This is a genomic window from Halomonas sp. I5-271120 (genome assembly GCF_030553075.1).
GTDB classification, from domain to species: Bacteria; Pseudomonadota; Gammaproteobacteria; order Pseudomonadales; family Halomonadaceae; genus Onishia; species Onishia taeanensis_A.
In genome coordinates, this window is the sequence record NZ_CP130701.1 from 1,976,615 (window position 1) to 2,001,279 (window position 24,665).

The 24,665-nt window shown below is 63.5% G+C and carries 26 protein-coding genes; 14 read left to right on the forward strand and 12 right to left on the reverse strand.

Features of this window, described 5'->3' with window-relative positions; translation table 11 throughout:
• The first annotated feature begins 3 nt into the window (after window positions 1-3).
• From rpmD to rplQ, 9 genes are all read left to right on the forward strand, one after another.
• Window positions 4-186, forward strand: coding sequence for a 50S ribosomal protein L30 (gene rpmD, locus Q2K57_RS08840; protein ID WP_092527186.1), 183 nt, complete (start codon window positions 4-6; stop codon window positions 184-186).
• 3 nt (window positions 187-189) lie between these two features.
• Complete coding sequence (gene rplO, locus Q2K57_RS08845) at window positions 190-624, forward strand: 50S ribosomal protein L15 (protein WP_112056022.1); 435 nt, start codon at window positions 190-192, stop codon at window positions 622-624.
• The gene (secY, locus tag Q2K57_RS08850) at window positions 625-1,953 is read left to right on the forward strand and encodes a preprotein translocase subunit SecY (protein ID WP_112056023.1); all 1,329 of its coding nucleotides are present in this window, start codon (window positions 625-627) and stop codon (window positions 1,951-1,953) included.
• A gap of 28 nt (window positions 1,954-1,981) precedes the next feature.
• Window positions 1,982-2,095, forward strand: coding sequence for a 50S ribosomal protein L36 (gene rpmJ, locus Q2K57_RS08855; RefSeq protein ID WP_031384759.1), 114 nt, complete (start codon window positions 1,982-1,984; stop codon window positions 2,093-2,095).
• 124 nt (window positions 2,096-2,219) lie between these two features.
• The gene (gene rpsM, locus Q2K57_RS08860; RefSeq protein ID WP_092527180.1) at window positions 2,220-2,576 is read left to right on the forward strand and encodes a 30S ribosomal protein S13; all 357 of its coding nucleotides are present in this window, start codon (window positions 2,220-2,222) and stop codon (window positions 2,574-2,576) included.
• Window positions 2,577-2,615: 39 nt separating this feature from the next.
• A complete protein-coding gene (gene rpsK, locus Q2K57_RS08865) occupies window positions 2,616-3,002 on the forward strand; it encodes a 30S ribosomal protein S11 (RefSeq protein WP_011505752.1) in 387 nt (128 codons plus the stop codon).
• 12 nt (window positions 3,003-3,014) lie between these two features.
• Window positions 3,015-3,635, forward strand: a complete 621-nt coding sequence (gene rpsD / locus Q2K57_RS08870; RefSeq protein WP_112056024.1) for a 30S ribosomal protein S4 — start codon at window positions 3,015-3,017, stop codon at window positions 3,633-3,635.
• A 78-nt stretch (window positions 3,636-3,713) separates the two neighbouring features.
• Window positions 3,714-4,712, forward strand: a complete 999-nt coding sequence (rpoA, locus tag Q2K57_RS08875) for a DNA-directed RNA polymerase subunit alpha (protein ID WP_112056025.1) — start codon at window positions 3,714-3,716, stop codon at window positions 4,710-4,712.
• A gap of 39 nt (window positions 4,713-4,751) precedes the next feature.
• Window positions 4,752-5,135 (forward strand): 50S ribosomal protein L17, encoded by a 384-nt coding sequence (gene rplQ, locus Q2K57_RS08880; protein WP_304524866.1) that lies wholly within the window; start codon window positions 4,752-4,754, stop codon window positions 5,133-5,135.
• A 226-nt stretch (window positions 5,136-5,361) separates the two neighbouring features.
• Here the strand turns inward: rplQ and uvrA are convergent, their stop codons facing one another.
• The gene (gene uvrA / locus Q2K57_RS08885) at window positions 5,362-8,214 is read right to left on the reverse strand and encodes an excinuclease ABC subunit UvrA (protein ID WP_304524867.1); all 2,853 of its coding nucleotides are present in this window, start codon (window positions 8,212-8,214) and stop codon (window positions 5,362-5,364) included.
• 173 nt (window positions 8,215-8,387) lie between these two features.
• Between uvrA and Q2K57_RS08890 the strand changes: the two genes are divergently transcribed.
• The 4 genes from Q2K57_RS08890 to Q2K57_RS08905 are packed head-to-tail and all read left to right on the forward strand — an operon-like array spanning window position 8,388 to window position 12,168.
• The gene (locus tag Q2K57_RS08890; protein ID WP_112056028.1) at window positions 8,388-9,764 is read left to right on the forward strand and encodes an MFS transporter; all 1,377 of its coding nucleotides are present in this window, start codon (window positions 8,388-8,390) and stop codon (window positions 9,762-9,764) included.
• A gap of 55 nt (window positions 9,765-9,819) precedes the next feature.
• Window positions 9,820-10,470 carry a single-stranded DNA-binding protein gene (locus Q2K57_RS08895; protein ID WP_304524868.1) on the forward strand — a complete coding sequence of 217 codons (651 nt, stop codon included), beginning with the start codon at window positions 9,820-9,822 and terminating at the stop codon, window positions 10,468-10,470.
• 49 nt (window positions 10,471-10,519) lie between these two features.
• Entirely contained in the window at window positions 10,520-11,416 is an 897-nt protein-coding gene (locus Q2K57_RS08900) for a sugar nucleotide-binding protein (protein WP_304524869.1), read from the forward strand.
• Entirely contained in the window at window positions 11,413-12,168 is a 756-nt protein-coding gene (locus Q2K57_RS08905; protein ID WP_112056031.1) for a 1-acyl-sn-glycerol-3-phosphate acyltransferase, read from the forward strand. The genes Q2K57_RS08900 and Q2K57_RS08905 overlap by 4 nt, the downstream gene beginning before the upstream one ends.
• A gap of 172 nt (window positions 12,169-12,340) precedes the next feature.
• Here Q2K57_RS08905 and fabB read toward each other — a convergent pair whose 3' ends face one another.
• Together fabB and fabA are read right to left on the reverse strand one after the other, a co-directional pair.
• Window positions 12,341-13,558, reverse strand: a complete 1,218-nt coding sequence (gene fabB / locus Q2K57_RS08910; RefSeq protein WP_112056032.1) for a beta-ketoacyl-ACP synthase I — start codon at window positions 13,556-13,558, stop codon at window positions 12,341-12,343.
• A gap of 13 nt (window positions 13,559-13,571) precedes the next feature.
• On the reverse strand, window positions 13,572-14,087 hold the full coding sequence (gene fabA, locus Q2K57_RS08915; protein ID WP_092527144.1) for a 3-hydroxyacyl-[acyl-carrier-protein] dehydratase FabA: 516 nt from the start codon (window positions 14,085-14,087) through the stop codon (window positions 13,572-13,574).
• Window positions 14,088-14,338: 251 nt separating this feature from the next.
• On the opposite strand from fabA, the gene Q2K57_RS08920 reads away from it, so the two are divergent.
• A complete protein-coding gene (locus Q2K57_RS08920; protein ID WP_304524870.1) occupies window positions 14,339-16,201 on the forward strand; it encodes a bifunctional diguanylate cyclase/phosphodiesterase in 1,863 nt (620 codons plus the stop codon).
• 49 nt (window positions 16,202-16,250) lie between these two features.
• Here the strand turns inward: Q2K57_RS08920 and Q2K57_RS08925 are convergent, their stop codons facing one another.
• From Q2K57_RS08925 to Q2K57_RS08965, 9 genes are all read right to left on the reverse strand, one after another.
• Window positions 16,251-16,802 carry a DUF2878 domain-containing protein gene (locus tag Q2K57_RS08925; protein WP_309251239.1) on the reverse strand — a complete coding sequence of 184 codons (552 nt, stop codon included), beginning with the start codon at window positions 16,800-16,802 and terminating at the stop codon, window positions 16,251-16,253.
• Entirely contained in the window at window positions 16,799-18,067 is a 1,269-nt protein-coding gene (locus Q2K57_RS08930) for a cyclopropane-fatty-acyl-phospholipid synthase family protein (protein ID WP_112056035.1), read from the reverse strand. The genes Q2K57_RS08925 and Q2K57_RS08930 overlap by 4 nt, the downstream gene beginning before the upstream one ends.
• Entirely contained in the window at window positions 18,064-18,828 is a 765-nt protein-coding gene (locus Q2K57_RS08935) for a DUF1365 domain-containing protein (RefSeq protein WP_112056036.1), read from the reverse strand. Before Q2K57_RS08935 ends, Q2K57_RS08930 begins: the two co-directional genes overlap by 4 nt.
• Window positions 18,825-20,141 carry an NAD(P)/FAD-dependent oxidoreductase gene (locus Q2K57_RS08940; RefSeq protein WP_304524871.1) on the reverse strand — a complete coding sequence of 439 codons (1,317 nt, stop codon included), beginning with the start codon at window positions 20,139-20,141 and terminating at the stop codon, window positions 18,825-18,827. Before Q2K57_RS08940 ends, Q2K57_RS08935 begins: the two co-directional genes overlap by 4 nt.
• Window positions 20,138-20,941, reverse strand: a complete 804-nt coding sequence (locus Q2K57_RS08945; RefSeq protein ID WP_304524872.1) for an SDR family oxidoreductase — start codon at window positions 20,939-20,941, stop codon at window positions 20,138-20,140. The genes Q2K57_RS08940 and Q2K57_RS08945 overlap by 4 nt, the downstream gene beginning before the upstream one ends.
• A 105-nt stretch (window positions 20,942-21,046) precedes the next feature.
• Window positions 21,047-21,505, reverse strand: coding sequence for a nuclear transport factor 2 family protein (locus Q2K57_RS08950; protein ID WP_112056039.1), 459 nt, complete (start codon window positions 21,503-21,505; stop codon window positions 21,047-21,049).
• A 27-nt stretch (window positions 21,506-21,532) separates the two neighbouring features.
• Window positions 21,533-22,981: a deoxyribodipyrimidine photo-lyase gene (gene phrB / locus Q2K57_RS08955; RefSeq protein WP_304524873.1), complete on the reverse strand. Its 1,449-nt coding sequence runs from the start codon at window positions 22,979-22,981 to the stop codon at window positions 21,533-21,535.
• 74 nt (window positions 22,982-23,055) lie between these two features.
• Window positions 23,056-23,967: a MerR family transcriptional regulator gene (locus Q2K57_RS08960; protein ID WP_304524874.1), complete on the reverse strand. Its 912-nt coding sequence runs from the start codon at window positions 23,965-23,967 to the stop codon at window positions 23,056-23,058.
• A gap of 152 nt (window positions 23,968-24,119) precedes the next feature.
• On the reverse strand, window positions 24,120-24,488 hold the full coding sequence (locus Q2K57_RS08965) for a sirohydrochlorin chelatase (RefSeq protein WP_112056042.1): 369 nt from the start codon (window positions 24,486-24,488) through the stop codon (window positions 24,120-24,122).
• Window positions 24,489-24,665 lie beyond the last annotated feature (177 nt).

The following is a 24,665-nucleotide window of genomic DNA, read 5'->3' on the forward strand; positions in this document are numbered from 1 at the left end:
ACCATGGCAGCAACGATCAAGGTTACCCAGATCCGCAGCACCATCGGCGTGTTGGGCAAGCACAAGGCCACCATCAATGGTCTTGGCCTGCGCCGCATCGGTCATACGGTCGAGCTGGAAGACACCCCTGCCGTGCGCGGCATGATCCACAAGGTGAATTACCTTGTGCGTGTAGAGGGAGAGTAATCCATGAAACTCAATAGCCTGAGCCCGGCACCGGGTTCCAAGCACGCTGAAAAGCGTGTCGGTCGTGGCATCGGCTCCGGTCTGGGCAAGACCGGTGGCCGCGGTCATAAGGGCCAGAAGTCACGCACCGGCGGCTCCGTGAAGCCCGGCTTCGAAGGCGGTCAGATGCCGCTGCAGCGTCGTCTGCCGAAGTTTGGTTTCACCTCAGCGAAATCTCTGGTCAGCGAAGAAGTTCGCCTGGCCGAGCTTGCCAAGGTAGACGGCGACGTCGTCGACCTGGACGCGCTGAAGAAAGCCAACGTGCTCAAGGACGCCACGCGCTACGCGAAGGTGCTCCTCTCTGGCGAACTGAACAAAGCGGTTACCGTCCGCGGTCTCAAGGTCACCAAGGGTGCCCGGGCCGCGATCGAAGCCGCTGGCGGCAAGGTAGAGGACTAAATGGCTAAGTCAGGAAACATGCCGGCGATGGGCAGCGGTCTGAGTGAACTCTGGGCGCGTTTGCGCTTTGTGCTCCTCGCCATTGTGGTGTACCGAATCGGTGCTCACATTCCCGTGCCCGGTATCAATCCTGACCAGCTTGCTGCCTTGTTCAGGGAGCAGCAGGGCACCATCCTTGGCATGTTCAACATGTTCTCGGGTGGTGCGCTGGAGCGCATGAGTATCTTCGCCTTGGGCATCATGCCCTATATCTCGGCGTCGATTATCATGCAGCTCCTGTCGGCGGTCTCGCCTCAACTGGAACAGTTGAAGAAGGAAGGCGAGGCCGGCCGCCGCAAGATCAGCCAATATACCCGCTACGGTACGGTGATCCTGGCACTGGTTCAGGCTGTCGGCATGTCCGTCGGCCTGGCCGGGCAAGGGATTGCCTACACCGCTGACTTCAGCTTCTATTTCACCGCCGTGGTTACCTTCGTGGCCGGGGCAGTGTTCATGATGTGGCTGGGTGAGCAGATCACCGAGAAGGGCATCGGCAACGGCATCTCGCTGCTGATCTTCTCGGGGATCGTCGCGGGTCTGCCGGGCGCGGTGGGTCAGTCTTTCGAGCTGGCTCGCAACGACGGTGCCTGGAACGTGCTGCCCTTGCTGGCACTGACGATCCTCGGCATCGCCACGGTGGCTTTCGTGGTGTTCATTGAGCGCGGTCAACGCCGCATTACGGTGAACTATCCGCGCCGCCAGGTGGGCAACAAGATGTATGCGGGCCAGAGCAGCTACTTGCCGCTCAAGGTCAACATGGCAGGGGTCATCCCGGCGATCTTTGCGTCCAGCATTCTGCTGTTCCCGGCATCGCTTGGACAGTGGGTAGGCTCCGGTGAGGGGCTGGACTGGTTGCAACAGGCGTCCTTGGCTCTCGGGCCGGGTCAACCGCTGTACATCTTGCTTTTCGCGCTCGCGGTGGTATTCTTCTGCTTCTTTTACACAGCGCTGGTCTTCAACCCCAAGGATGTCGCTGACAACCTCAAGAAGTCAGGGGCCTTCCTGCCGGGCATTCGTCCTGGTGAGCAGACCGCTCGCTATGTCGACAAGGTCATGACGCGTCTGACTTTGTTTGGTGCCCTGTACATCACCGCCGTATCCTTGATGCCCCAATTCCTGATCGTGGCCTGGAACGTCCCCTTCTTCTTTGGCGGGACGTCATTGCTGATCGTGGTGGTTGTCATCATGGATTTCATGTCGCAGGTACAGTCGCACTTGATGTCGAGCCAGTACGACTCGGTGATGAAGAAGTCCAACCTGAAAGGCTACGGTAGCGGCGGCATGCGCTAAGCGTGTCGCACGCGATTTGGAGAGAACGATGAAAGTTCGAGCTTCCGTGAAGAAGATGTGCCGTAACTGCAAGATTATCCGTCGCAATGGCGCTGTCCGCGTCATCTGCACGGAGCCTCGGCACAAGCAGCGCCAGGGTTAAACCTGGCGGCTGTACTCAACCGGGTGCCGGCATGCCCCTTGCCCTTCGCTGGGTAAAGGGGTATGCTGTTGCGCCTTTTGTAGATGATTAAACGAGCAAGCCGCTCAAATTTCGGAGTAAGCTGATGGCCCGTATTGCAGGCGTCAATATCCCGGACAACAAGCATGCGGCGATCTCGCTGACCTATATCTTCGGGATCGGCCGTACTCGCGCAGTGGATATCTGTGCAGCTGCCGGTATCGCGCCGACCGCCAAGGTCCAGGAACTGTCTTCTGATGAAGTCGACAGCCTGCGTACCGAGGTCGGCAAGTACACCGTAGAAGGCGACCTTCGCCGTGATACGACGCTTAACATCAAGCGTCTCATGGATCTGGGTTGCTATCGTGGTCTGCGTCATCGTCGTGGTCTTCCGCTGCGTGGTCAGCGTACCAAGACCAATGCGCGTACCCGTAAGGGCCCGCGTAAGCCGATTCGCAAATAACACGCATGTTCTGGCGTTAAGACAGGAAGAAACATCAACATGGCTAACCCGCGTAGTAATCGCAAAAAGGTTAAAAAGCAGGTGGTGGATGCCGTTGCGCATATCCACGCCTCTTTTAACAACACTATCGTGACGATCACAGACCGCCAGGGCAACGCTCTGTCATGGGCGACAGCCGGTGGTTCGGGTTTTCGTGGTTCTCGTAAGAGCACCCCGTTCGCTGCTCAAGTGGCAAGTGAACGTGCAGCGACTGCTGCAGCCGAGTATGGTGTGAAAAACGTCGACGTGCTGGTCAAAGGTCCTGGACCTGGTCGTGAGTCCGCCGTGCGTGCTCTCAATGCCGCCGGTTTCCGCGTGCAAAGCATCACCGACGCGACGCCCGTTCCCCACAACGGCTGCCGTCCGCCGAAGAAACGCCGCGTTTAAGGAGACAGACTCATGGCTCGTTATATTGGACCGAAGTGTAAACTGTCTCGTCGTGAAGGCACCGACCTCTTTCTGAAGAGTGGTGTGACTCCCTTCGAGAAGAAGTGTAAATCCGAGCAGATTCCGGGTGTACACGGCCAGCGCCGTCAGCGTCTTTCCGACTACGGCTTGCAGCTTCGTGAGAAGCAGAAAGTACGTCGCATGTATGGCGTACTCGAGAAGCAGTTCCGCAACTACTACAAGGAAGCGGCCCGTGTTAAGGGCGCGACCGGCGAAGTGTTGCTGCAGCTTCTCGAAACCCGACTGGACAACGTCGTCTACCGCATGGGCTTCGGCTCGACTCGCTCTGAAGCGCGTCAGCTGGTCAGTCACAAGGCCCTCACAGTGAACGGCCGCACCGTCAACGTGGCGTCCTACAAGGTCAAGCCGGGTGACGTGGTCAGCATTCGCGAGAAGGCCAAGAACCAGGCGCGCATCCAGAATGCGCTGTCCATCGCCGCTAACCGTGGTGATGTGGCCTGGGTCGACGTCGACTCCAAGAAGATGGAAGGCACTTTCAAGGCTCTGCCTGAACGCGGCGACCTGTCTGCCGACATCAACGAAAACCTGATCGTCGAGCTGTACTCGAAGTAATCCGCTTAGCGGCGCCGGGCCACCTAGGTGGCCCGGTCGAGTACCGAGTATCCGTTTGGCAGCCTGAAAGGTGTTCATATGCAGCGTTCAGTGACAGAGTTTCTCCGTCCTCGCGATATCAAGGTCGAAGAGATCAGCGCGCACCACGCGAAGATCGTGCTCGAGCCGTTCGAGCGCGGTTTCGGTCACACCCTGGGGAATGCTCTGCGTCGTATCCTGTTGTCTTCCATGCCCGGCTGTGCCGTGGTCGAAGTCGAAATTGCAGGAGTCGATCACGAGTACAGTGCGATCGAAGGGGTCCAGGAAGACGTCATCGAGATGCTCCTGAACCTCAAAGACGTGGCAATCAAAATGCATAGCCGCGACGAAGCAATGCTCACGCTGAACAAGCAGGGCCCCTGCGTCGTCACGGCCGGCGATATTGCCGTCGACCATGATGTCGAGATCATTAATCCCGACCATGTGATCGCACACGTCAACGAAGGCGCCGAGCTGAAAATGCAGCTCAAGGTGGCTCGCGGTCGTGGCTACGAGCCGGCGGATACCCGCGATGGTGCCGAGGACGAGTCCCGCGCCATCGGTCGCCTGCAGCTGGATGCGACCTACAGCCCTGTGCGTCGTGTTTCCTATTCCGTGGATGCCGCGCGTGTCGAGCAGCGTACTGACCTCGACAAGCTGATCATCGACCTGGAAACCGACGGCACCCTGGATCCGGAAGAGGCGATCCGTCGCAGCGCGACCATCCTGCAAGAGCAGCTGGCTGCGTTCGTCGACCTGGAAGCCGACAAGGAACAGGAAGTGGTAGAGGAAGAGGATCAGATTGATCCCATCCTGCTGCGCCCCGTAGACGATCTCGAGTTGACCGTACGCAGTGCCAACTGCCTCAAGGCCGAGAATATTTACTACATCGGCGATCTGATCCAGCGCACCGAGGTGGAGCTGTTGAAGACCCCGAATCTCGGCAAGAAGTCCTTGAATGAGATCAAGGATGTGTTGGCTACGCGCGGTCTGTCCCTTGGCATGCGGCTGGAAAACTGGCCGCCGGCAAGCCTGAAGGACGACAAGGCATCCGCGTGAGCGTCGCCTCGAGTCCCAGTTTGGTAAGGAATTACAACCATGCGTCATCGTAAGAGTGGTCGCCAATTAAATCGCAACAGCTCGCACCGTCAGGCCATGTTCAAGAACATGTGCGTGTCTCTGGTCGAGCATGAAGTGATCAAGACAACCCTGCCCAAGGCCAAGGAGCTGCGTCGTCACGTCGAGCCGCTGATCACCTTGTCCAAGCAGGACAGTGTCGCCAACCGTCGTCTGGCCTTCAGCCGCACCCGCTCCAAAGAAGCGGTCGGCAAGCTCTTCAGTGAGCTGGGTCCGCGTTACGTCGAGCGTCCGGGCGGTTACGTCCGTATCCTCAAGTGCGGTTTCCGCACCGGCGATAATGCCCCCATGGCCTACGTCGAACTGGTCGATCGTCCGGTCGTCGAGGAAGCCGCCGAGGATTGATCCTCGTGCTGCCTCGCGTCGGGCATCGGACACAGAAAACCGACTCCTCCGGGGGTCGGTTTTTTTATGCCTGCTGTTTTTTCCTGGTGGGCTCTTCTCGTCTTTGCGGCTTTATCTGACCTTGTCGATGGTGAGCCGTGCTGTGGTGCTGTGGTGCTGTGTCAGACAACAAAAAGCCCCGTCGACACCAGGTCGACGGGGCTTGATCGTGAGGTTTGGGTGCTGCCTAGCCCTCGACTGTCTCGGCAGTGGCAACGCGTTCCAGCAAGGGCTTGAGGAAGTGCCCGGTGTGGGAACTCGGGTTGGCCGCGACCTGCTCGGGCGTGCCTTCGGCAATGATCTGTCCACCGCCTGAGCCGCCTTCGGGGCCGAGGTCGATCAGCCAGTCGGCGGTCTTGATTACGTCCAGGTTATGCTCGATGACCACGATGGTGTTGCCATGGTCGCGCAGCCGGTGCAGAACCGTCAGCAGTTGGCGGATGTCCTCGAAGTGCAGGCCGGTGGTGGGTTCGTCGAGGATATACAGCGTCTTGCCGGTGTCGCGCTTGGCGAGCTCCCGGGCGAGTTTGATCCGCTGGGCTTCGCCGCCGGACAGGGTGGTGGCGCTCTGCCCCAGGCGAATGTAGGACAGGCCCACGTCTAACAGCGTCTGCAGGCGACGGGCAATGGCCGGTACGGGGCTGAAGAATTCCAGTGCGTCCTCGACCGTCATGTCCAGCACCTCGTGGATGCTCTTGCCCTTGTACTGGATCTCGAGCGTCTCGCGGTTATAGCGCTTGCCCTTGCAGACGTCGCACGGCACGTAGATGTCCGGCAGGAAGTGCATCTCGACCTTGATCATGCCCTCGCCCTGGCAGGCCTCGCAGCGGCCGCCCTTGACGTTGAAGCTGAAGCGCCCCGGCTTGTAGCCCCGGGACCGCGCCTCCTGGGTGCCGGAGAACAGTTCGCGAATGGGCGTGAAGATGCCGGTATAGGTAGCCGGGTTGGAGCGTGGGGTACGGCCGATCGGGCTCTGGTCGATGTCGATGACCTTGTCGAGCTGGTCAAGGCCCTCGATGCCGGTGTGAGCCGCCGGCGTGAGGGTGGTGGCCTTGTTGAGCTCCCGGGCGGCGATCGGCATCAGAGTGCCATTGATCAGCGTCGACTTGCCCGAGCCGGAAACCCCGGTGACGCAGGTCAGCACGCCTAGCGGCAGCGTCAGGGTGACGTCGCGCAGGTTGTTGCCTGACGCGCCGATGAGCCTAAGCTGTTTCTCGGGGTTGCCGGGGATGCGCCAGGGCGGTACCTCGATGCGTCGCGTGCCGGACAGGTACTGGCCGGTCAGCGAGCCGGGCGTGTCCTTGATCTGCTGTGGGGTGCCCTGGGCGACGATCTCGCCACCGTGGACCCCGGCGCCGGGGCCGATATCCAGCACATGATCCGCGGCGAGGATGGCCTCCTCATCATGTTCGACCACGATCACGGTATTGCCCAGATCCCGCAGCCGTTCGAGCGTCTTGAGCAGGCGGTCGTTGTCCCGCTGGTGCAGACCGATCGAGGGCTCGTCGAGGATGTACATCACCCCGACCAGGCCCGCGCCGATCTGGCTCGCCAGGCGGATGCGCTGGGCTTCGCCGCCGGACAGGGTCTCGGCGCTGCGTTCCAGGTTCAGATAGTCCAGGCCGACATTAACGAGGAATTCCAGGCGCGCGTGAATCTCATGGATGATCTTGACCGCGATCTCGCCCTTGCGGCCCGGCAGGGCCAGCGACTCGAAGTAGCTCATCGCCTCGCCGATCGGCAGGCCGACCAGCTGTGGCAGGGTCTGGTCGTCGATGTAGACGTGGCGCGACTCCTTACGCAGCCGCGAACCGTGGCAGCTGGGGCAGGGCTGGACGGCGATGTAGCGCGACAGCTCCTCGCGTACCATGCTCGATTCGGTTTCCCGGTAGCGGCGCTGCATGTTGGGCAGCACGCCCTCGAAGGGGTGTTCCCGCGTCACCTGGCGGCCACGGTCGTTGACGTAGCTAAAGGAGACGTCGTCGTGGCCGCTGCCGTGAAGGATGACGTCCCGCTCGTGCCGGGCCAGGTCCTGCCAGGGAGTCTCCAGGGCGAAGCGGTAGTGCGCGGCGACGGCCTGTAGCTGGCTGAAATAGTAGACGCTGCGCCGGTCCCAGCCCTTGATCACGCCTTCGGCCAGCGACAGCTCCGGATGGCTGATCAGCTTGTCCGGGTCGAAGACCTGCTGAACGCCGAGACCGTCACAGGTGGAACAGGCGCCGGCCGGATTGTTGAAGGAGAACATGCGCGGCTCGAGCTCGGCGATCGAGTAGCCACACACCGGGCAGGCGAAGCGCGCCGAGAAGTTGATGTCTTCCTGGTCGCCGTCCATGAAGTGAACGATCGCTACGCCGTCGGCGAGCCCCAGAGCGGTCTCGAAGGACTCTGCCAGGCGCTGGGTCAGGCCCTCGCGCACCTTTACCCGGTCGACCACCACGCTGATGTCGTGCTTCTTGTTCTTTTCCAGCGGCGCCAGGTCGTCAAGCTCGAGCACCTGGCCGTCGATCATCGCCCGTACGAAGCCCTGAGCACGCAGCTCGCTGAGCAGCTGCAGGTGTTCACCCTTGCGGCCCTTGATCACCGGTGCCAGCAGCATCAGCTTGCTGCCTTCGGGCAGGCCAAGGACCTGATCGACCATCTGAGAAATGGTCTGGGCTTCCAGATCCTCACCGTGTTCGGGGCAGCGCGGCGTGCCAGCGCGGGCGAACAGCAGGCGCAGATAATCGTAGATCTCGGTGATGGTGCCGACGGTCGAGCGCGGGTTATGCGAGGTAGACTTCTGTTCGATGGAGATCGCCGGTGACAGCCCCTCGATATGATCGACATCGGGCTTTTCCATCATCGACAGGAACTGGCGGGCGTAGGTGGACAGTGATTCCACATAGCGCCGCTGACCCTCCGCATAGAGGGTGTCGAAGGCAAGTGAGGACTTGCCCGAACCGGACAGGCCGGTGACGACGATCAGCTTGTCGCGTGGCAGCTCGACGTCGATTTGCTTGAGGTTGTGGGTGCGGGCACCCCTGACCAGGATCTTGTCCATTGCCACCTCGTGCAGCACAAAAGCTCGAGTATACGGGCTTGGCGAGTGCGGCGCCAAAGCCAGGCAGCTTTACGCCCCACTGCCTTTCCCTGGGCATGGCCTAGCCGGTAGAATACGGGGTCTACTAAGGCGTGTTTCGCGCCCCTTTCATGCGTTTGGGATTTCTATTCTCCATGGTTTCTCGTTTGCTGACCGCCCCCGAGCGGCGCGCCATCAGTGGCCTGGCGGGGCTCTATGCCTCGCGAATGCTGGGCCTGTTCATGGTGCTGCCGGTGCTCGCTCTGCATGCCGGCGACCTGGCCGGCGCCACCCCTTTCTTGGTCGGCGTGGCACTGGGTATCTACGGGCTCTCCCAGGCCGTGCTGCAGATCCCCTTCGGACAACTGTCGGATCGCATCGGCCGCAAGCCGGTGATTACCGCCGGCCTGCTGCTGTTCTTCCTGGGTAGCGCCGTGGCCGCCCAGGCCGACAGCATCGTGGACATCATCATCGGCCGCGGCCTGCAGGGCTGTGGTGCGGTAGCCGCCGCCATCATGGCGTTGCTCGCCGACCAGACCCGTGAGCAGGTGCGTACCGCGGCGATGGCCACTATTGGCCTGTCGATCGGTGTGGCCTTCGCCGTGGCCATGGTGCTTGGTCCCTTGCTGGCCGCCCACTATGGCCTCAGCGGGGTGTTCTGGTTCACCGCCGCCCTGGCGCTGGTGGGAATTCTGGTGCTGTGGAAGCTGGTGCCTCCGGCACCGCGCCGCATGCGCCACCGGGACGTCGGCCTCGATCGCGGCCAGCTCAAGTCGATGCTGAGACGCGGCGACCTGGTGCGCCTGGATATCTCGATCTTCTCCCTGCACCTGCTGCTGATGATGATCTTCGTCGCGGTGCCGGTTCGCCTCGCCGCGCTGGGGGTGCCGGCCAATCAGCATGGCTGGGTCTATCTCGGCATCATGGGGCTTGCCTTCGTGGCGATGGTGCCGCTGGTGATCATCGCCGAGAAGCGTCAGCGCATGAAGAGCATGATGGTGCTGGCGGTGTCCGGGCTGACGCTGAGCCTGCTGGGCATGGGCCTGATGAATACCGGCTGGTGGAGCCTGGCTGTGCTGCTGATGGTCTTCTTCACCGCATTCAATCTGCTCGAGGCAACCCTGCCCTCGATGATCAGCAAGCTGGCACCGGCGGGTACCAAGGGCACCGCCATGGGAGTCTATTCCACCAGCCAGTTCCTCGGAGCCTTCCTCGGTGGCGTGCTGGGCGGTGCCCTGAGCCAGCAGTGGGGACAAGACGCGGTTTTCTACGGTGCTACGCTGGTAGGGGTGCTGTGGCTGGGGGTGATGTATGGCATGCCTACACCGCGTCATCTTTCGAGCGAAGTGGTGGCGCTTGATGAGCGTACCCATGAGGATGCCCTGGAAACCCTGATGCAACGCTTCGCCGAAGTGGCAGGCGTCGAAGACGTGCTGGTGGTACCTGAGGAGCGTCTTGCCTACCTCAAGGTTGACCGTCAGCAACTGGACAGCGAGGCCCTGGCGCGAGTGGCCGGGGCTCAGGACCGCTAGACGGTCACCATTCATCGGGGCGGCCAGGCGGTCGCCCGCAATCAAGGAGTAAAACATGGCCCGTGGTGTAAACAAGGTCATCCTGATCGGCAATCTGGGCCAGGACCCGGAAGTACGTTTTCTGCCTTCCGGCAACCCGGTCGCCAACCTGCGCATCGCCACCACCGACAGCTGGACTGATCGCCAGAGCGGGCAGCGCCAGGAGCGCACCGAGTGGCACACAGTGGTGCTGTTCAACAAGCTCGCCGAGATCGCTCAGCAGTACGTCAAGAAAGGCTCACGCATTTATGTCGAAGGTCGTCTGCAGACCCGCAAATGGCAGGGTCAGGACGGTCAGGATCGCTATTCCACCGAGATCGTCTGCAACGATATGCAGATGCTCGACTCGCGAAGCGGCGGTCAGGGTGGCTCCCCGCAGAACGATCCTCAGGGGGGCAACTATGCGGGCGGCATGAACCAGGGCGGCATGCCGCAGGGTAATGCTGCTCAGCAGGGTGGCGGTGCCGGCAACTACGGCAACGCGCCCCAGCAGCCTCCCCAGGGCAACAATTATGGTCAGCAAGGCGGCCCGCAGCAGGGCGGACAGCCCCAGCGCCCGCCGCAGCAGCCGCCCCAGCAGCCGCCCCAGCAGCCGCAGCAGGGTAACAACTTCGGCGCACCGAATCCGGGCAGCTTCGACGACTTCGATGATGAGATTCCGTTCTGAGGCGACCAGCCTTTTCCTGCGCTGAACCGGTGCCCATGAAGGAGCCTTCGTGAAGCTGTTGATACTGGATGCCGGGCACTGTCTGAGCCTGGCACTGGCCCGTGAGGCCAATCGTCGTACCGATACCGAGCTGGTGATCGAGGCCGGGGTGGAGCTCGAGGTCGGCCGGCTCGCCGAGATCTCACCTGATGCGGTGCTGGTTCCGCCGCTGGTGCAGCCGATGGATATCGAGCCGGCAGCCGTCACGGCCCATGCCGAGGCGGTCGAGCGCTGCCTGGCGAGCTGCCGGGAACTCGGTATGCCGCTGGTGTGGGCGGTATCGGATCAGCTCTATGAAGACGGCTTCGAGGGCCCTATCGATGAACACGTCAGGCCCGAGCCGCGTGACGAAGGATTGCGCCAACTGATGGCCGTCGGCCAGCAGATTCGCGAGCGACACCCCCGCCACCTGATCGTGCGATTGGGGCCGTTGTTCGCCCTGGAAGGGAGTGGCGCCTGGCTTGGCAGCATGCTCGATCGACTGGTCAGCGGCGATGAGTTGAGCGCGGCTCAGGATGTCATCTTCTGCCCGACGTCGGCGGATGCGGCGGCCATGGCCCTGATCGGCATGCTGCAGCAGATTCACTGCGGTGCAGAAAGCTGGGGGGTCTACCATCTGGCGGGTACCGAACCGGTCAGCGCTTTCGCCTTCGCCTCGATGGTGCGTACTCAACTGGTCACTCGCCTCGAAGGCCTCGGCCAGCCGCTGCTGCTTGGCGAACTCAAGGCGCTTGATCATCATCACGGGCAACCCCTGCGTCGGGTGCTTAACTGTCGTCGCGTACTGCAGGTGTTCGGCGTACACCAGAAACCCTGGCGTCTTGAAGTCGGCCGCATGCTCGACGCCTGGTGCCAGGCCTATCGTCCTTCCGACTCACCTATTGATCACCGGGGGGGCAACGCATGAATACCCTGCGCAGTCTGCTCTTCTACGCCGGTTACTTCCTGGCCATGATCCTTAGCGGGATTTTTCTGCTGCCCTTAGCGCCGCTGCTGCCGTTGCGTTCGCGCTATCGACTGTTGAATCTCTACAATCATGTGGTTATCGCCTGGTTTCGTATTACCTGCGGCGTACGCTATGACTTCCACGGGCGCGAGAACGTGCCCGAGGGCGCCTGCGTGATTCTCTCGAATCACCAGTGCGAATGGGAGACCATCTATCTTCAATTGATCAAGCCGCCGGTGTGCACGGTGCTCAAGCAGGAGCTGCTGAACTTCCCGATCTTCGGCTGGGGGCTTAGGCTGCTCAAGCCGATTGCACTGGATCGCTCCAAGCCGGCTCGGGCCATGAAGCAGGTGCTTATCCAGGGCAAGGAGCGTCTCGATGAGGGGTTGTCGGTGCTGATCTTTCCGGAGGGTACCCGGGTGCCAACGGGCGAGCGCCGGCGCTACAACAAGAGCGGTGCGGTGATCGCCTGCCGCGCCGGGGTGCCGGTGCTGCCGGTGGCGCACAATGCCGGTGAGCGTTGGCCGGGACGGCACTGGGTCAAGAATCCGGGGCGCCTGACGCTCGAGATTGGCCCGCCGATCGAGACCGACGGTCGCACGGCAGAAGAGGTGCTGGTAGATGTCGAAGCCTGGATCGAGGGTCGCCTGGCGGAGATATCCGAGGTGCCGAGGCCCGAAAGCACGCCCGCCAAAGCGACCGTGAGCAACTGATGTCGCCGGACCTGTCAGTCAGCGTCTAGTGAGTGCGAGTGAGCCGCCGACGAATCTGTCCGTGATGTCATAAACAACGTTATAAACAACACACTAGAAACACAGTGCGATAAACAAAGAAGGCGCCCCAAGGGGCGCCTTCTTTGCGTTCGCGGGGCGACAGGCCTGGACGTCAGCTGCTGAACTTCTCCAGCACCAGGCAGGCATTGGTGCCGCCGAAGCCGAAGCTGTTGGACAGCACGCGCGTCACCTCGGCGTCGTCTCGACGTTCGGTGACGATGTCGAAGCCCTCTGCCTGGTCATCCAGTTTCTCGATGTTGGCCGAGGCAGCGATGAAGCGATGCTCCATCATCATCAGCGAGTAGATCGCTTCCTGCACGCCGGTGGCGCCCAGTGAATGGCCGGTCAGCGACTTGGTCGAGCTCATCGCCGGCGTCCGATCCCCGAACACCTCGCGAATGGCCTTCAGCTCGGCAACATCACCCACAGGCGTGGAGGTACCGTGCGTGTTGACGTAGTCGATGCTGCCCTTGACCGTGGCCATGGCTTGACGCATGCAGCGGGCCGCGCCCTCGCCGGATGGCGCCACCATGTCGTAACCATCCGAGGTGGCACCATAGCCGACCACTTCGGCATAGATCTTGGCGCCGCGTGCCTGAGCGTGCTCCAGGTCTTCGAGCACCAGCATGCCGCCACCACCGGCGATCACGAAGCCGTCGCGGGCCTGATCATAGGGGCGCGACGCCTTGTCCGGCGTTTCGTTATAGTGGGTCGACAGCGCGCCCATGGCGTCGAATAGGCAGGACAGGGTCCAGTGCTCTTCTTCGCCACCGCCGGCAAACACGACGTCCTGCTTGCCCAGCTGGATCTGCTCGACGGCGCTGCCGATGCAGTGAGCCGAGGTCGCACAGGCCGAGGAGATCGAGTAGTTGACGCCCTTGATCTTGAATGGGGTCGCCAAACAGGCCGAGACGGTACTGCCCATGGTGCGGGTGACCCGGTAGGGCCCCACACGGCGCAGGCCCTTCTCGCGCAAGACGTCGGCAGCTTCGACCTGGTTGGCGCTGGACGCGCCGCCGGAGCCGGCGATCAGACCGGTACGCTCGTTCGATACCTGCTCTGGGGTAAGGCCCGAGTCTTCGATGGCCTGAGCCATGCTCACATAAGCATAGGCTGCGGCATCCCCCATGAAGCGGCGCAGCTTGCGATCGACCAGCGCGTCGAGGTCGATGTCCACGACGCCCGCCACCTGGCTGCGGAAGCCGCGTTCAGCGTAGTCGTCCTTGAAACGGATGCCAGAGCGCCCTGCCTTGAGCGCATCGAGGACCTGGTGCCGGTCGTTGCCGAGGCAAGACACGATGCCCAGCCCGGTGACTACCACTCGTCGCATGGGAGCCTCCTGATCAGAAATTCGCGGTGGAGGTGAACAGGCCGACCCGCAGGTCATTGGCCTGGTAGATATCGCGGCCGTCGACGGACACAGTGCCATCGGCGATGCCAAGAATCAGGCGCCGGGTAATGATGCGCTTGACGTTGATATGGTATTTGACCTTCTTCGCTTCCGGTAGGATCTGGCCAGAGAACTTGACCTCGCCACAGCCCAGAGCACGGCCGCGTCCCGGGTGGCCAAGCCAGCCCAGGTAGAAGCCGACCAACTGCCACATGGCATCCAGGCCCAGGCAGCCGGGCATGACCGGGTCGCCGGGGAAATGGCAGTCGAAGAACCACAGGTCCGGGTGGATATCGAGTTCAGCAATCAGCTCGCCTTTGCCGTATTCACCGCCTTCCTCGTGGATATGGGTGACGCGGTCGAGCATCAGCATGTTGGGTGCCGGCAGCTGGGCATTGCCCGGGCCGAACAGTTCACCTTGGCTGCATGCCAGCAGCTCTTCGTGGCTAAAGGAGTGTTGCTTGGTCACAGAATCATTCCGAGAGTCGACATTAGGGTGGGCCGGAGGCCGGCTAGACTGCGGGCCATTCTACTGGCAGCACCAGATGATTGCACGTCGCCACCCTTGGCAGCGGTCCGGCTGACGAGAGGCTAGGCACCGCGCCCTCACCATTTTGGTGATTAACCATTAAACCCATGGTAGCGTTCGCCGATAGAATAATGAAAGGTACGAACTTCTTTCGTACTCGAGTCCATGGACCGTAAAACTGATGATCCCTTATGTGGCCGCTCTTTACACTTAATCGACCAATGGTCTGGCTGGGCTTGCTCGGCGTCGCCGCCCTGCCCTGGGCCAGCGGAGTGGGAGTGCGCCTGATGACCCTGCTGCTGCTCGCTCTGGGGCTGTGGGATGCCTGGCGGATGGTGCGCCAGGAGCATGCCCGCCGAGCCTTGGGGGAGCAGGTGATGCTGAGCTCCGAGGACGGCATCATGATCTGCGACGCCCGCCACCGTATCCTCACGGTCAATCCTGCCTTTACCCAGATCACCGGCTATGCCCTCGAGGAGGTTCGTGGCCAGGACCCCTCGATGCTATCGGCCGGACGTCACGACAAGGCCTTCTACGATCGCTACTGGGAGGCTCTCACCTCGCTCGGCAAATGGGAAGGCGAGATCTGGAACCAGCGCAAGCAGGGCGACCAGTACCCGGAATGGCTGCGCATTCAAGCCTACCGTGGAGAGAATGGCAAGGTCAGTCATTACGTGGGACTGTTTACCGACATTTCTCGTCACAAGGCGCGCGAGCAGGACATGCGGCGAATTGGCTTCGAGGACCCCTTGACCGGCCTGCCCAACCGTCGGCGCCTTCACGATCTGCTGAGTTCGCGGCTGCGCCACCTGCGGGCCGGCGAGGGGCTGGACATGGCGCTGATCGACATCGACGGCTTCAAGGCCATCAACGATGCCATGGGCGTCGAGGCGGGTGACCGGCTGCTGTCGCGCTTTGGACAGCGGCTGGCGCGGCAGGTCGCTGGGGGTGTGGTGGGGCGCTTGGGTGGCGATGAATTCATGGTCATCCGCACCACCAACTTCGACGATCATGATACCTGGGTGGCCGGGCTCTGCGAGCATCTGACGGCACCCTTCGAACAGGATGGTCAGTCGCTGCGCCTGGGGCTGACCGTCGGCAGCTGTCGGGCACCGGATGATGGCCGCGACTCCAATGTGCTACTGCAGCGGCTGGAAAGCGCTCTCTACAGCGCCAAGCGCCACGGCCGCAACCATCATAAGCGCTTTCAGCCTGCCTTGGATGAGCCGGGGGATCGGCAGCTCGAACTGGTCAACGATCTGCGCGCGGCGCTCGCCCAAGGTGGTCAGCTTGAGCTGCATTACCAGACTCAGTACAGCCTCAAGGATGGTTCTCTGGTAGGCATGGAGGCGCTCATGCGTTGGCGTCACCCACGGCTGGGCATGGTGTCGCCAGGAGACTTCATCCCGCTGGCCGAGCGCCATGGCCTGATGACGCCGCTGGGTGCCTGGGTGATCGAGCAGGCGGTCTCACAGTTGGCGCGCTGGCAACAGGCCGGGCTGCCGCGAGTGCCGGTCTGGGTAAATATTTCGGCGCTGCAGCTGATTCAGGGCGACCTGGAATCGCGGATTTCCGCCTGTCTGGCCCGTTACAAGGTGCCGGCCCAGCTGCTCGGACTCGAGCTTACCGAGTCGGTGCTGCTCGATGAGCGCGCCGGCGATGTTTACCCGCGCATGACATCATTGCGCGACAAGGGCCACCAGATCGCCATCGATGATTTCGGGACCGGCTATTCTTCCCTGAGCTACCTGAAGCGATTGCCGGTAGACAAGCTAAAGCTTGATCGGGCCTTTGTGCGTGCGCTGCCTGATGATCGTGCGGATGCGGCGATCGTCGGCGCGGTGCTGGCGATGGCCCAAGGGCTGTCGCTGACGGTGGTGGCGGAAGGCGTCGAGACGCCGGCGCAGCGGGACTTCCTGCGCAAGCAGGGCTGTCCCGAAGTGCAGGGTTTCCTGTTCTCGCGCCCGGTGCCTCCAGACGAGATCGAGGCACGGCTCAGGCAAGAGGGCACTGGGGTTTACTCAGGCGATGGTGCGGCTATCGCCCCGGCCTAGCCAGCTCGCTTGTGTAACGGCTTTCATGGCTGGAGGTTAGCGCTGGTGGTCAAGAACGCCTCCGCCCCAGGCGATGGCTGAGCCCCAGGCATAGCGCCGCCCACACCAGCGCCTCCGCTGGCAGCAGCCAAGGCGCCAGCTCCACCCCGGACAGCCGTGCGCCGGCCAGATAGGACAGCGGACCGCTCGTCGCCCCCCCCAGCGCCGCCAGCCAAGGGCGTTGCCATAGCCAGACCAGGGAATGCTGCGGCAAGGTGGCAAACAGCGGCCACAGCAGCCACAGCCAGAGAGGCAGCGGTAGCGCCATCAAGGCGCCTGCCCCCGCGCCCGCCAGGGCGGCCTCACCGCCAGCGGTGGCATCGAAGCCAAAGCCGCCGAGCAGTACGAAACTGCCATCGATGATCAGCCCCAGGGTGGCGAAAGCCGCCAGCAGCCGCCATTCCCCCGGCCGCCCTAGCCAGAAAAGGTGCCCGGCCACGATCATCGCCGCCACTCCGCTACCTATCGCGCTGCCCCCCAGCACGCAGGCAAACCAGCCGACCTGAAAGGCCACGATATTGGCTACCGAGGCCATCCAGCCACTGGGACCAGGCCGGGTCACGGCGATCCCGTCAAGGCGTCACGGCGGGCGCCGGGTTTCGCCATCAGCAGGTGGCAGGTGCCGATGCTGCGTTCCAGGAAGCCGCCTTCGCAGTAGCACATGTAGTAACGCCACATGCGAATGAAGCGCTCGTCATAGCCGAGCTTGCGTACCCGGTCCAACTGCGACTCGAAGCGATGGCGCCACTCGCGCAGGGTGCGCGCATAGTGCAGCCCAATCTCGTCGAGCGAGAGCACGTTCAGCGAGGTGTGACGGGTCATGCCGTCGAGAATGGCGCGATGCGAGGGCAGGAAGCCGCCGGGGAAGATATAGCGCTTGATGAAATCCATCTCACGCTTGGCGGCCTCGAAGCGCTGATCACGGATGGTGATCGCCTGCAGCATCACCATGCCATCGTCGGTGAGCAGTCGATCCAGGGTCTCGAGGTAGGTGTTGAGATACTGGTGGCCCACCGCCTCGATCATCTCCACCGAGATCAACCGATCATAGCGGCCCTCCAGTGCCCGATAGTCCTGCTTGAGCAGGGTGATTCGCTCACCAAGCCCCTCTTCCTCGATGCGCTTCGCGGTATGGGCGTACTGCTCGTCGGAGATGGTGGTGGTAGTCACCCGACAGCCGCGGCTCTTGGCGGCATGGATAGCGAGCCCTCCCCAGCCGGTGCCGATTTCCAGCAGATGGTTGTCAGGGCCCACGTCGAGCTTATCGAGCATCACGTCGAGCTTGTGGGTCGATGCCTCCTCGAGGCTCGCCTCCGGGTGAGGGAAGACGGCGCTCGAGTACATCCAGTGCTCGGTGTCGAGGAAGGTGGCGAACAGGTCGTTACCCAGGTCGTAGTGGGCCGAAATGTTGCGCCGGGCGCCGCGCTGCGTGTTGCGCTGCAGGGCATAGGCGGCGGTCAACAGCCAGCGGCCGAGGCGGGCGCTGCCGTTCTCGACCTCGCCATTGACCCTTTCCATGTTGGCGGCAAACAGCCGGGTCAGGCCGACCAGGTCATCGGCTTCCCAGTCGCCGTCCATGTAGGCCTCGGCGGCGCCTACCGTGCCGCCCAGCGCCAGCCGGCGCCAGGCCTGGGCGCGCTTGACCACGACCGTGACGGAAAGGGGGCCACCGCGGCCCAGCGTATGGCTCTGATCGCCTTCGATCAGGGTGATCTGGCCGCCTTCGAGATCGTTCAACTGGGCGAGCAGGCGGGGCTTGAGCAGTCGGGTCAGGCGGTCGCCTGTGTCCGACTGCGGCGCTGAGGTGGCAGAGCGGATCGTACTCACGACGGTGTCTCCTCGCGATGGGGATGGTCATGGATCGGCACCCGTTTGGCCCACAGACGCAGGGCCTCCAGGTGAATGCCGGCCAGGGTCTTGAGGCTAATGAAGGGCTGTCGGACCAGGGTGGCCACCAGTGCGCCACGGGTCGCGGCCCGGGCCTTCAGGGTCAGGGTGGCATCGAAGTGCAGCGCTTCGTCCTTCCAGGTTTCCATGTGCATCATCAGGTGCTCGCCGGGCGTCGAGAAGCGCCAGCGATAGATCATGTCCATGGGGTTGAAGGGCGAGACGTGCATGGCCTTGTCGAAACTGGCCTGGTGGCTGTGACGCGCCGGGTCGACACGGCAGGCATAGCGCACCCGCTCGCCCCAGGGCGTATTGGTGACTTCGGCCAGCAGCGCGACCAGTCGGTCATCGGCGTTGTAAGCGTAGTAGAGGGTGATCGGGTTGAAGGCCACCCCGAGGGTGCGCAGCTGGGTCAGCATGCACACCCGGCCGTCGGGGGCCTCGCCGAGCTGGCGTTCGAGCTCTTCCCTGACCACTTGCTTCAGCGGGCGCTCATGGGGCGCGAGATAGTCGGCGCGGCGAAAACGGGCCAGTGCCAGCCGCCCTTCGCCGAAGCCCGGCACGCCGCGAAATAGCGCCGGCAGCTCGTCGAGATCCAGCCAGGCCATCCACAGTCCATAGCGAAAGGCATGAGTCCTGGGCCAGTAGCGTCGATGGCGCAGGTGGCCGTGATAGATCCGGGAGCGGGGGGCGGCGATCATGCGGGCGCCTCCGCACCGATCTCGCTGCCTGTGCGGGCGTCGTCGGCCGGGCGCGGCGTGTCACCCAGCGCCAGGGCCACGCGGCGAGCACTCCATACGCCATCCTCGTGGAAGCCGTTGCGCCAGTAGGCGCCGCAGAAGTGGGTGCGCTTGTCGGTGCCGGATATCTCGGCATGGCGCGCCTGGGCAGCCTGGCCGGCCAGGGTGAAGCAGGGATGCGCGTAGGTGAAACGCCCCAGTATCTGGCGTGGATTGATGCTGGCGCTGTCGTTGAGGGTCACGCAGAAGGTGTGCGGCGCCTCCAGGCGTTGCAGGATGTTCATGTCATAGGTCACTGAGACCCGGGCGGCATTGCCGCGACCGTCCAGACGGTAGTTCCAACTGGCCCATGCGCGCTCGCGGCGGGGCAGCAGGCGAGTGTCGGTGTGCAGCACCACCTCGTTGTCCTGATAGGGCATGGCACCGAGAATCTCACGCTCGGCGTCGCTGGCATCCTCGAGCAGCGCAAGGGCCTGATCCGAGTGGCAGGCCAGTACTACCTGGTCGAAGTGCTCGACGCCATGGCGGCTTGTGATCTCGACGCCGTCGGCGCGCCGACGGATGCCCTGCACCGGGCTCTGCAGACGAATGCCCTCGGCATAGGGCGCCGTCAGGGCTGGGATGTATGCCCGGGAGCCGCCCACCAGGGTGTGCCACTGGGGGCGATGGCTGACCGATAGCAGGCCATGATTCTTGAAGAAGCGTACGAAGAAGGTCAGCGGAAAGCCCATCAGGTCACGGATGCTGGCCGACCAGATCGCCGCGCCCATCGGCAGCAGGTAGCGGTGGCGGAAGTCCTCGCCGTAACCGCCGGCGTCCAGGTAGTCGCCAAGCGTTAGCGCCGGGTCCAGGCGGCCCCTGTCCAGGTCGCGGACCGCTGCGCGGTTGAAGCGCAGCAGGTCGGCCAGCATGCGGTAGAAGCGCGGGCGCAGGAGGTTGCGCCGCTGGGCGAAGAGGGTGCCCAGGGTGTGACCGTTGTACTCGAAGTCATAGGCGCGTTCGTGCACCGAGAAGCTCATCTCGGTGGGCTGGCTGGGTACGCCCAGTTCGGCCAGCAGGGCCTGGAAGTGCGGGTAGGTCCAGTCGTTGAAGACGATGAAGCCGGTATCGATGGCGTAGTCGCGACCGTCCAGCGTCACATCGATGGTGGCGGTGTGCCCACCCAGGCGCTCGCTGGCCTCGAAGAGCGTGATGTCGTGATGCTTGGACAGATAGTAGCCCGCGGCCATGCCGCTGATGCCGCTTCCAATCACGGCGATGCGCTGCCGGCTCATGTCTTGCCTCCTGCTGCCCGGGTATCGCGGTCGCGGGTCATGCGCTTGCCGAGTCGCCAGCGCAGCCCGGGCGGCAGGATGCCCATCAGCTTGACTAGGTAGGTGAAGCGCTTGGGGAAGTGAATGTCCAGCGAGCGCCGCTCGAGGCCCTTGAGGATGGCCTCGACGGCGGTATCGACGCTGACGCGCATCGGCATCGGGAAGTCGTTGCGCTCGGTGAGCGGCGTCTTGACGAAGCCCGGATGAATCACGCTGACGTCGATGTCCTCGGCGGCGAGGTCCAGGCGCAGCGATTCCATGAAGTAGCTGAGCGCCGCCTTGGAGGCGCCGTAGGCCTCGGCTCTGGGCAGGGCGACGTAGGCAGAGGCGCTGGACGTGGCGGCCAGCAGCGGCCGGCTGCCATCGATGTCGCGTGCCTGGCGCAGCAGCGGCAGCGCCGCCTCGATGGTATAGAGGGCGCCGTGGAAGTTGGGGGCGAAGACTCGCTCTACGAGATCGACATCGAAGTCTCGGGCGTCCAGGTATTCGCAGGTCCCGGCATTGAGCAGCGCAAGCTCGAGCCCGCCGAAGGCCTCCATGATCTGCTCGCCGGCTGCCGCTACGGCCGCGCGGTCGGTGATGTCCAACGGTACCGCCAGGGCATTGTCATGACCTTCGGTCAGCGCCTGAAGCTTCTCGGCGCTGCGGGCGCTCAAGGCCACCCGATGACCGTCGTCGAGCAGGCGTTCGGCCAGGGCGCGGCCGATGCCCGAGGTCGCCCCGGTCAACCAGATGCGCTGCGGATGCGGTGTTGTGGTCATGCTTCCTCCTGGCCAGACGGCCGTGTCGGCCTCGATGGGCACGCGCCTCGCGGTCCTTCTTGCGGCGGCATTTCTATAAGCTACGTCGGCAGTGGCCAATGGGTTTCAGGCCCCGGCGCGTCGCTTGAGGTGACGAATCACCCAGCCGAGCCCGGGGAGCCGCTCATAGAGCAGTTCCCCGGCATCGAAGTAGTCGCGGTGGTGCTGCACCTTTTGTGGTTCTTGGTCGCTGCCGGCCCGGGGCGGCGCGAACGTCAGCCGTGAGCAACCTTCCACTTCATAGGCCTTTCCCCCAGACAGGCGGGGGTGGCGCAGCGTCATGGTCCAGGTGACGAATGCGGTGTCGCCTTGGCGCTGCTGATGGTGGAAGGTGAACTGACATTCCTCTACATGGGTGTACAAGGCCGCGAAGTAGGTTTCAAGTTCGCTCAGTCCCTCGATGCGGTGCAGCGGGTCCTGAAAGACAATGTCATCAGTGTATACGTTGCCCAACTGATCTGTACAGGTCTTGTCTAGCTTATTGAAGAAGGCGCAGAAAGCGTCGAGGGCCGGGTCACGAGACATGATGACTCCTGTTCAGGGCGCGCCCCGTCAGGACGCGTCGCTCTTGAGGGCCTTGAAGGCGTCTAGCGCCCTCGCGCGGGCGGCCTTGTGGTCGACGATCGGCGCCGGATAGTCGGCTTGGCCGAGCAGATCGCCTGCCGGTGGCGCATGGCGCTGCTTGGCCGAAAGCGTCGCCAGAGAGGGCAGATAGGTCTTGATGAAGGTGCCTTCCGGGTCGAAGCGCTGGGACTGGGTGGTGGGGTTGAAAATGCGGAAATAGGGGGCGGCATCGGTGCCGGTGGACGCGGCCCACTGCCAGCCGCCGTTGTTGGCGGCGAACTCACCGTCGATCAGGTGGCGCAGGAAAAAGGCTTCGCCGCGGCGCCAGTCGATCAGCAGATGTTTGGTCAGGAACATGGCGGTGACCATGCGCAGCCGATTGTGCATCCAGCCGGTCTCGACCAGCTGGCGCATGGCGGCATCAACGATCGGATAGCCGGTGCGTCCCTCACACCAGGCCGTGAAGGCGGTCTCGTCGTCGCGCCAGGCCAGGGCCTCGGTGTGTTGCTGAAAGGCCCGGTGACGGCACACTCGAGGAAAGCCGATGACGATGTGTTGATAGAATTCCCGCCAGATCAGCTCGTTGACCCAGGCGGTAAGGCCTGCGTCGCCCTCGTCGAGTCGGCCGTCGTTTTCGGCCAGCACCGCCTGACAGCACTGACGAAAGGAAATCATCCCCAGCGCCAGATAGGGGGAGAGCTCGCTGGTGCCGGCGACCGCCGGCAGGTCGCGCTGCGCCTTGTAGTGGCGGCCGCGAAAGCGCAGGAAACGCTCCAGCCGATCGGCGGCGGCCTGCTCGCCGGCGGGCCAGCGCTCCGGTGCGGCGGGGGTATCGCCAAGGGCGGGCAGCGCGGGTATCGGTTCGCTTGAGATTTCAAGCGGTGCCTGGACGGCGGGTGCGTCGTGCAGGGCCAGGCGCTCGGGCGTGAGTGCCCGGTGCCAGGCCTTGGCGAAGGGCGTGAAGACGCTGTAGTAGGCGCCTTGCCCGGTGCGCAACTCGCCGGGGGCGAAGGCAATGGCGTCGGTGTACGCCTTGACCGTCAGGCCCTGGCGGTCGAAGGCATGGATGACCGCTTCATCGCGGCGCCATTCGTTGAGGGGGTATTCGCGGTTGAAGTGCAGGGCGCAGGCGCCGACCTCTTCGGCCAGGGCGAGCAGGGTGGCCGGGGCGGCATCGAAGTGATCAATCTCGCGGTGCAGCAGCGGGATGTTGTAACCGGCGAGATCCTCGGCCAGGGCGGCGACGCCGCGATTGAGGAAGTCGAGCTTGTTGGCCCCGTGGCCGTGGGCCTGCCACTGGGGCAGGCAGCGCAGGAAGACGGCGATCACCGGGCCCTGACGGGCAGCATCACTCAGGGCAGTGTTGTCGTGAAGTCGCAGATCGCTGCGCAGCCAGACCAGTCGAGGGGCGGCGCCAGCCTGAGTCACACCTTGCATGATCGCTCCTGTCATTGTGAGGGAAAACCGTGTTTGAGGAGGCCGTGTCAGAGGTGATTCGGGGCTGGCCGCGATCAGCCCCGCGTCAGTGGCTTGAGTCGGGAGATGGCCTGGAGCGGGTCATCGCCGAGCACCGCTACCTGAGTATCGCTCAGCTCCTGCTCGCGGATGCGCGCCACCGGCCCGCAGAGGCCCAGCGGCACGGTGAGCTGCTCGGCGAGCTTGGGCAGCTGACGCCGGAACAGTTCGGTGCGCTCGGCCTGGCCGCTGCACACCAGCATGGCGGCGGCGTTCAGGCGTTGCACGGCAAGCGGCATCTCGCTTAGGGGCAGGGCATCGTCGAACAGCTGTACGCGATAACCGGCGTCGCTTGCCGTCAGGGCGATCAGCAGCTCCCAGAGCATGCCGTGGGCGTCCGGCAACCGGCTGATCAGCACCAGACCGCCGGTGCCCACCTGGTTGCCGTGATACAGACGGGTGCCGATACGGCTGCGCAGGAAGGATTCCAGGGTCGCGCGCTGCAGCGCCGCGCCGAGCTGGTCGCCCCAGTTTTCCTCGAGCGACGTGACCAGCGGTTTGAACAGCTCGCCGACGCAGGTGGCTACCGGATAGAGCGTCATGGCCTGATGGTAGAGCGTATCCAGGCGTTCGAGATCAAGGGCTTCGACGGCGGCCTGCCACTGCTGGCGCTGACCCGCCCAGTCGCCGATGGCCGGCGCCTGAGGCTCGGCCGGCGCCGGCTGGTCAAGCAGCTCGCGCACCTGGCTGACCGGTACGCCGCGATTGAGCCATTGCAGGATATGCTCGACGCGCTCCACGTCTTCGTAGGCGTAGAGGCGGTGGCCTTTGGCCGTGCGCTGAGGGCGAATCAGGCCGTAGCGTCGTTCCCATGCCCGCAAGGTCACCGAGTTGACCCCCGTCAATCGCGAAACCTCACGAATGGGATAGAGCGGCGTATCGGCCGGGTGGGTCGCCTTGGTAGTCATGCGCTGGGGAGCCTCTCGCTGTGTCAGTCGAAACAGCGACCGGCAAACACTGCGCTACGTCGCTGATGGGCCTAAGAATGGTGCAAAATATTATACAAGGCAATGATGTTGTACAAAGTGTGGGGCGAGCGGCGTCCCGTTACCGCCGCGGATCAGCCGTTGGCACGCTCGTCGATGATGCCGGCCAGGGCGTCGACGAAGGCCGGATGCTCGCCCACCGGCGGCAGCAGCGTCAGTTCGATATCGGGATGGGCCTCGCCCAGGGCGGTGATCTGCCCCGGTACGTCTTCGCGAAGGTGACGACCGGCAGCGAAGAATAACGGCAGGATGTCGGCCCGCTCGATGCCGCTGTCGCGAAGCTCGGCCACGGTGGCTTCCAGCGACGGCTCGCAGAGCTCCATGTAGGCCATGCGCAGCGGGGTAGAAAGGCGCCCCGCCAGGGTCTCGGCGAGGGACTCGAAGGGGGCCTTCCAGCGCGGGTCACGAGAGCCGTGGGCGAGCAGGATCAGGGCGTGTGACATGAAAACCTCTTGGCGTGCAGGAAATGAACGGTCGTATCGGTGGCAACGCCGACGCCGGGCCTTATCAGGGCGAATGGCGGCAGCGGCGTTACCGGTCTTGGGGCTGGCCGAGTGCCAGTCTCTCAGCTATCAGTATTCCAACTATTAACTTCTTACCACTTCTCAGCGACCGATCTT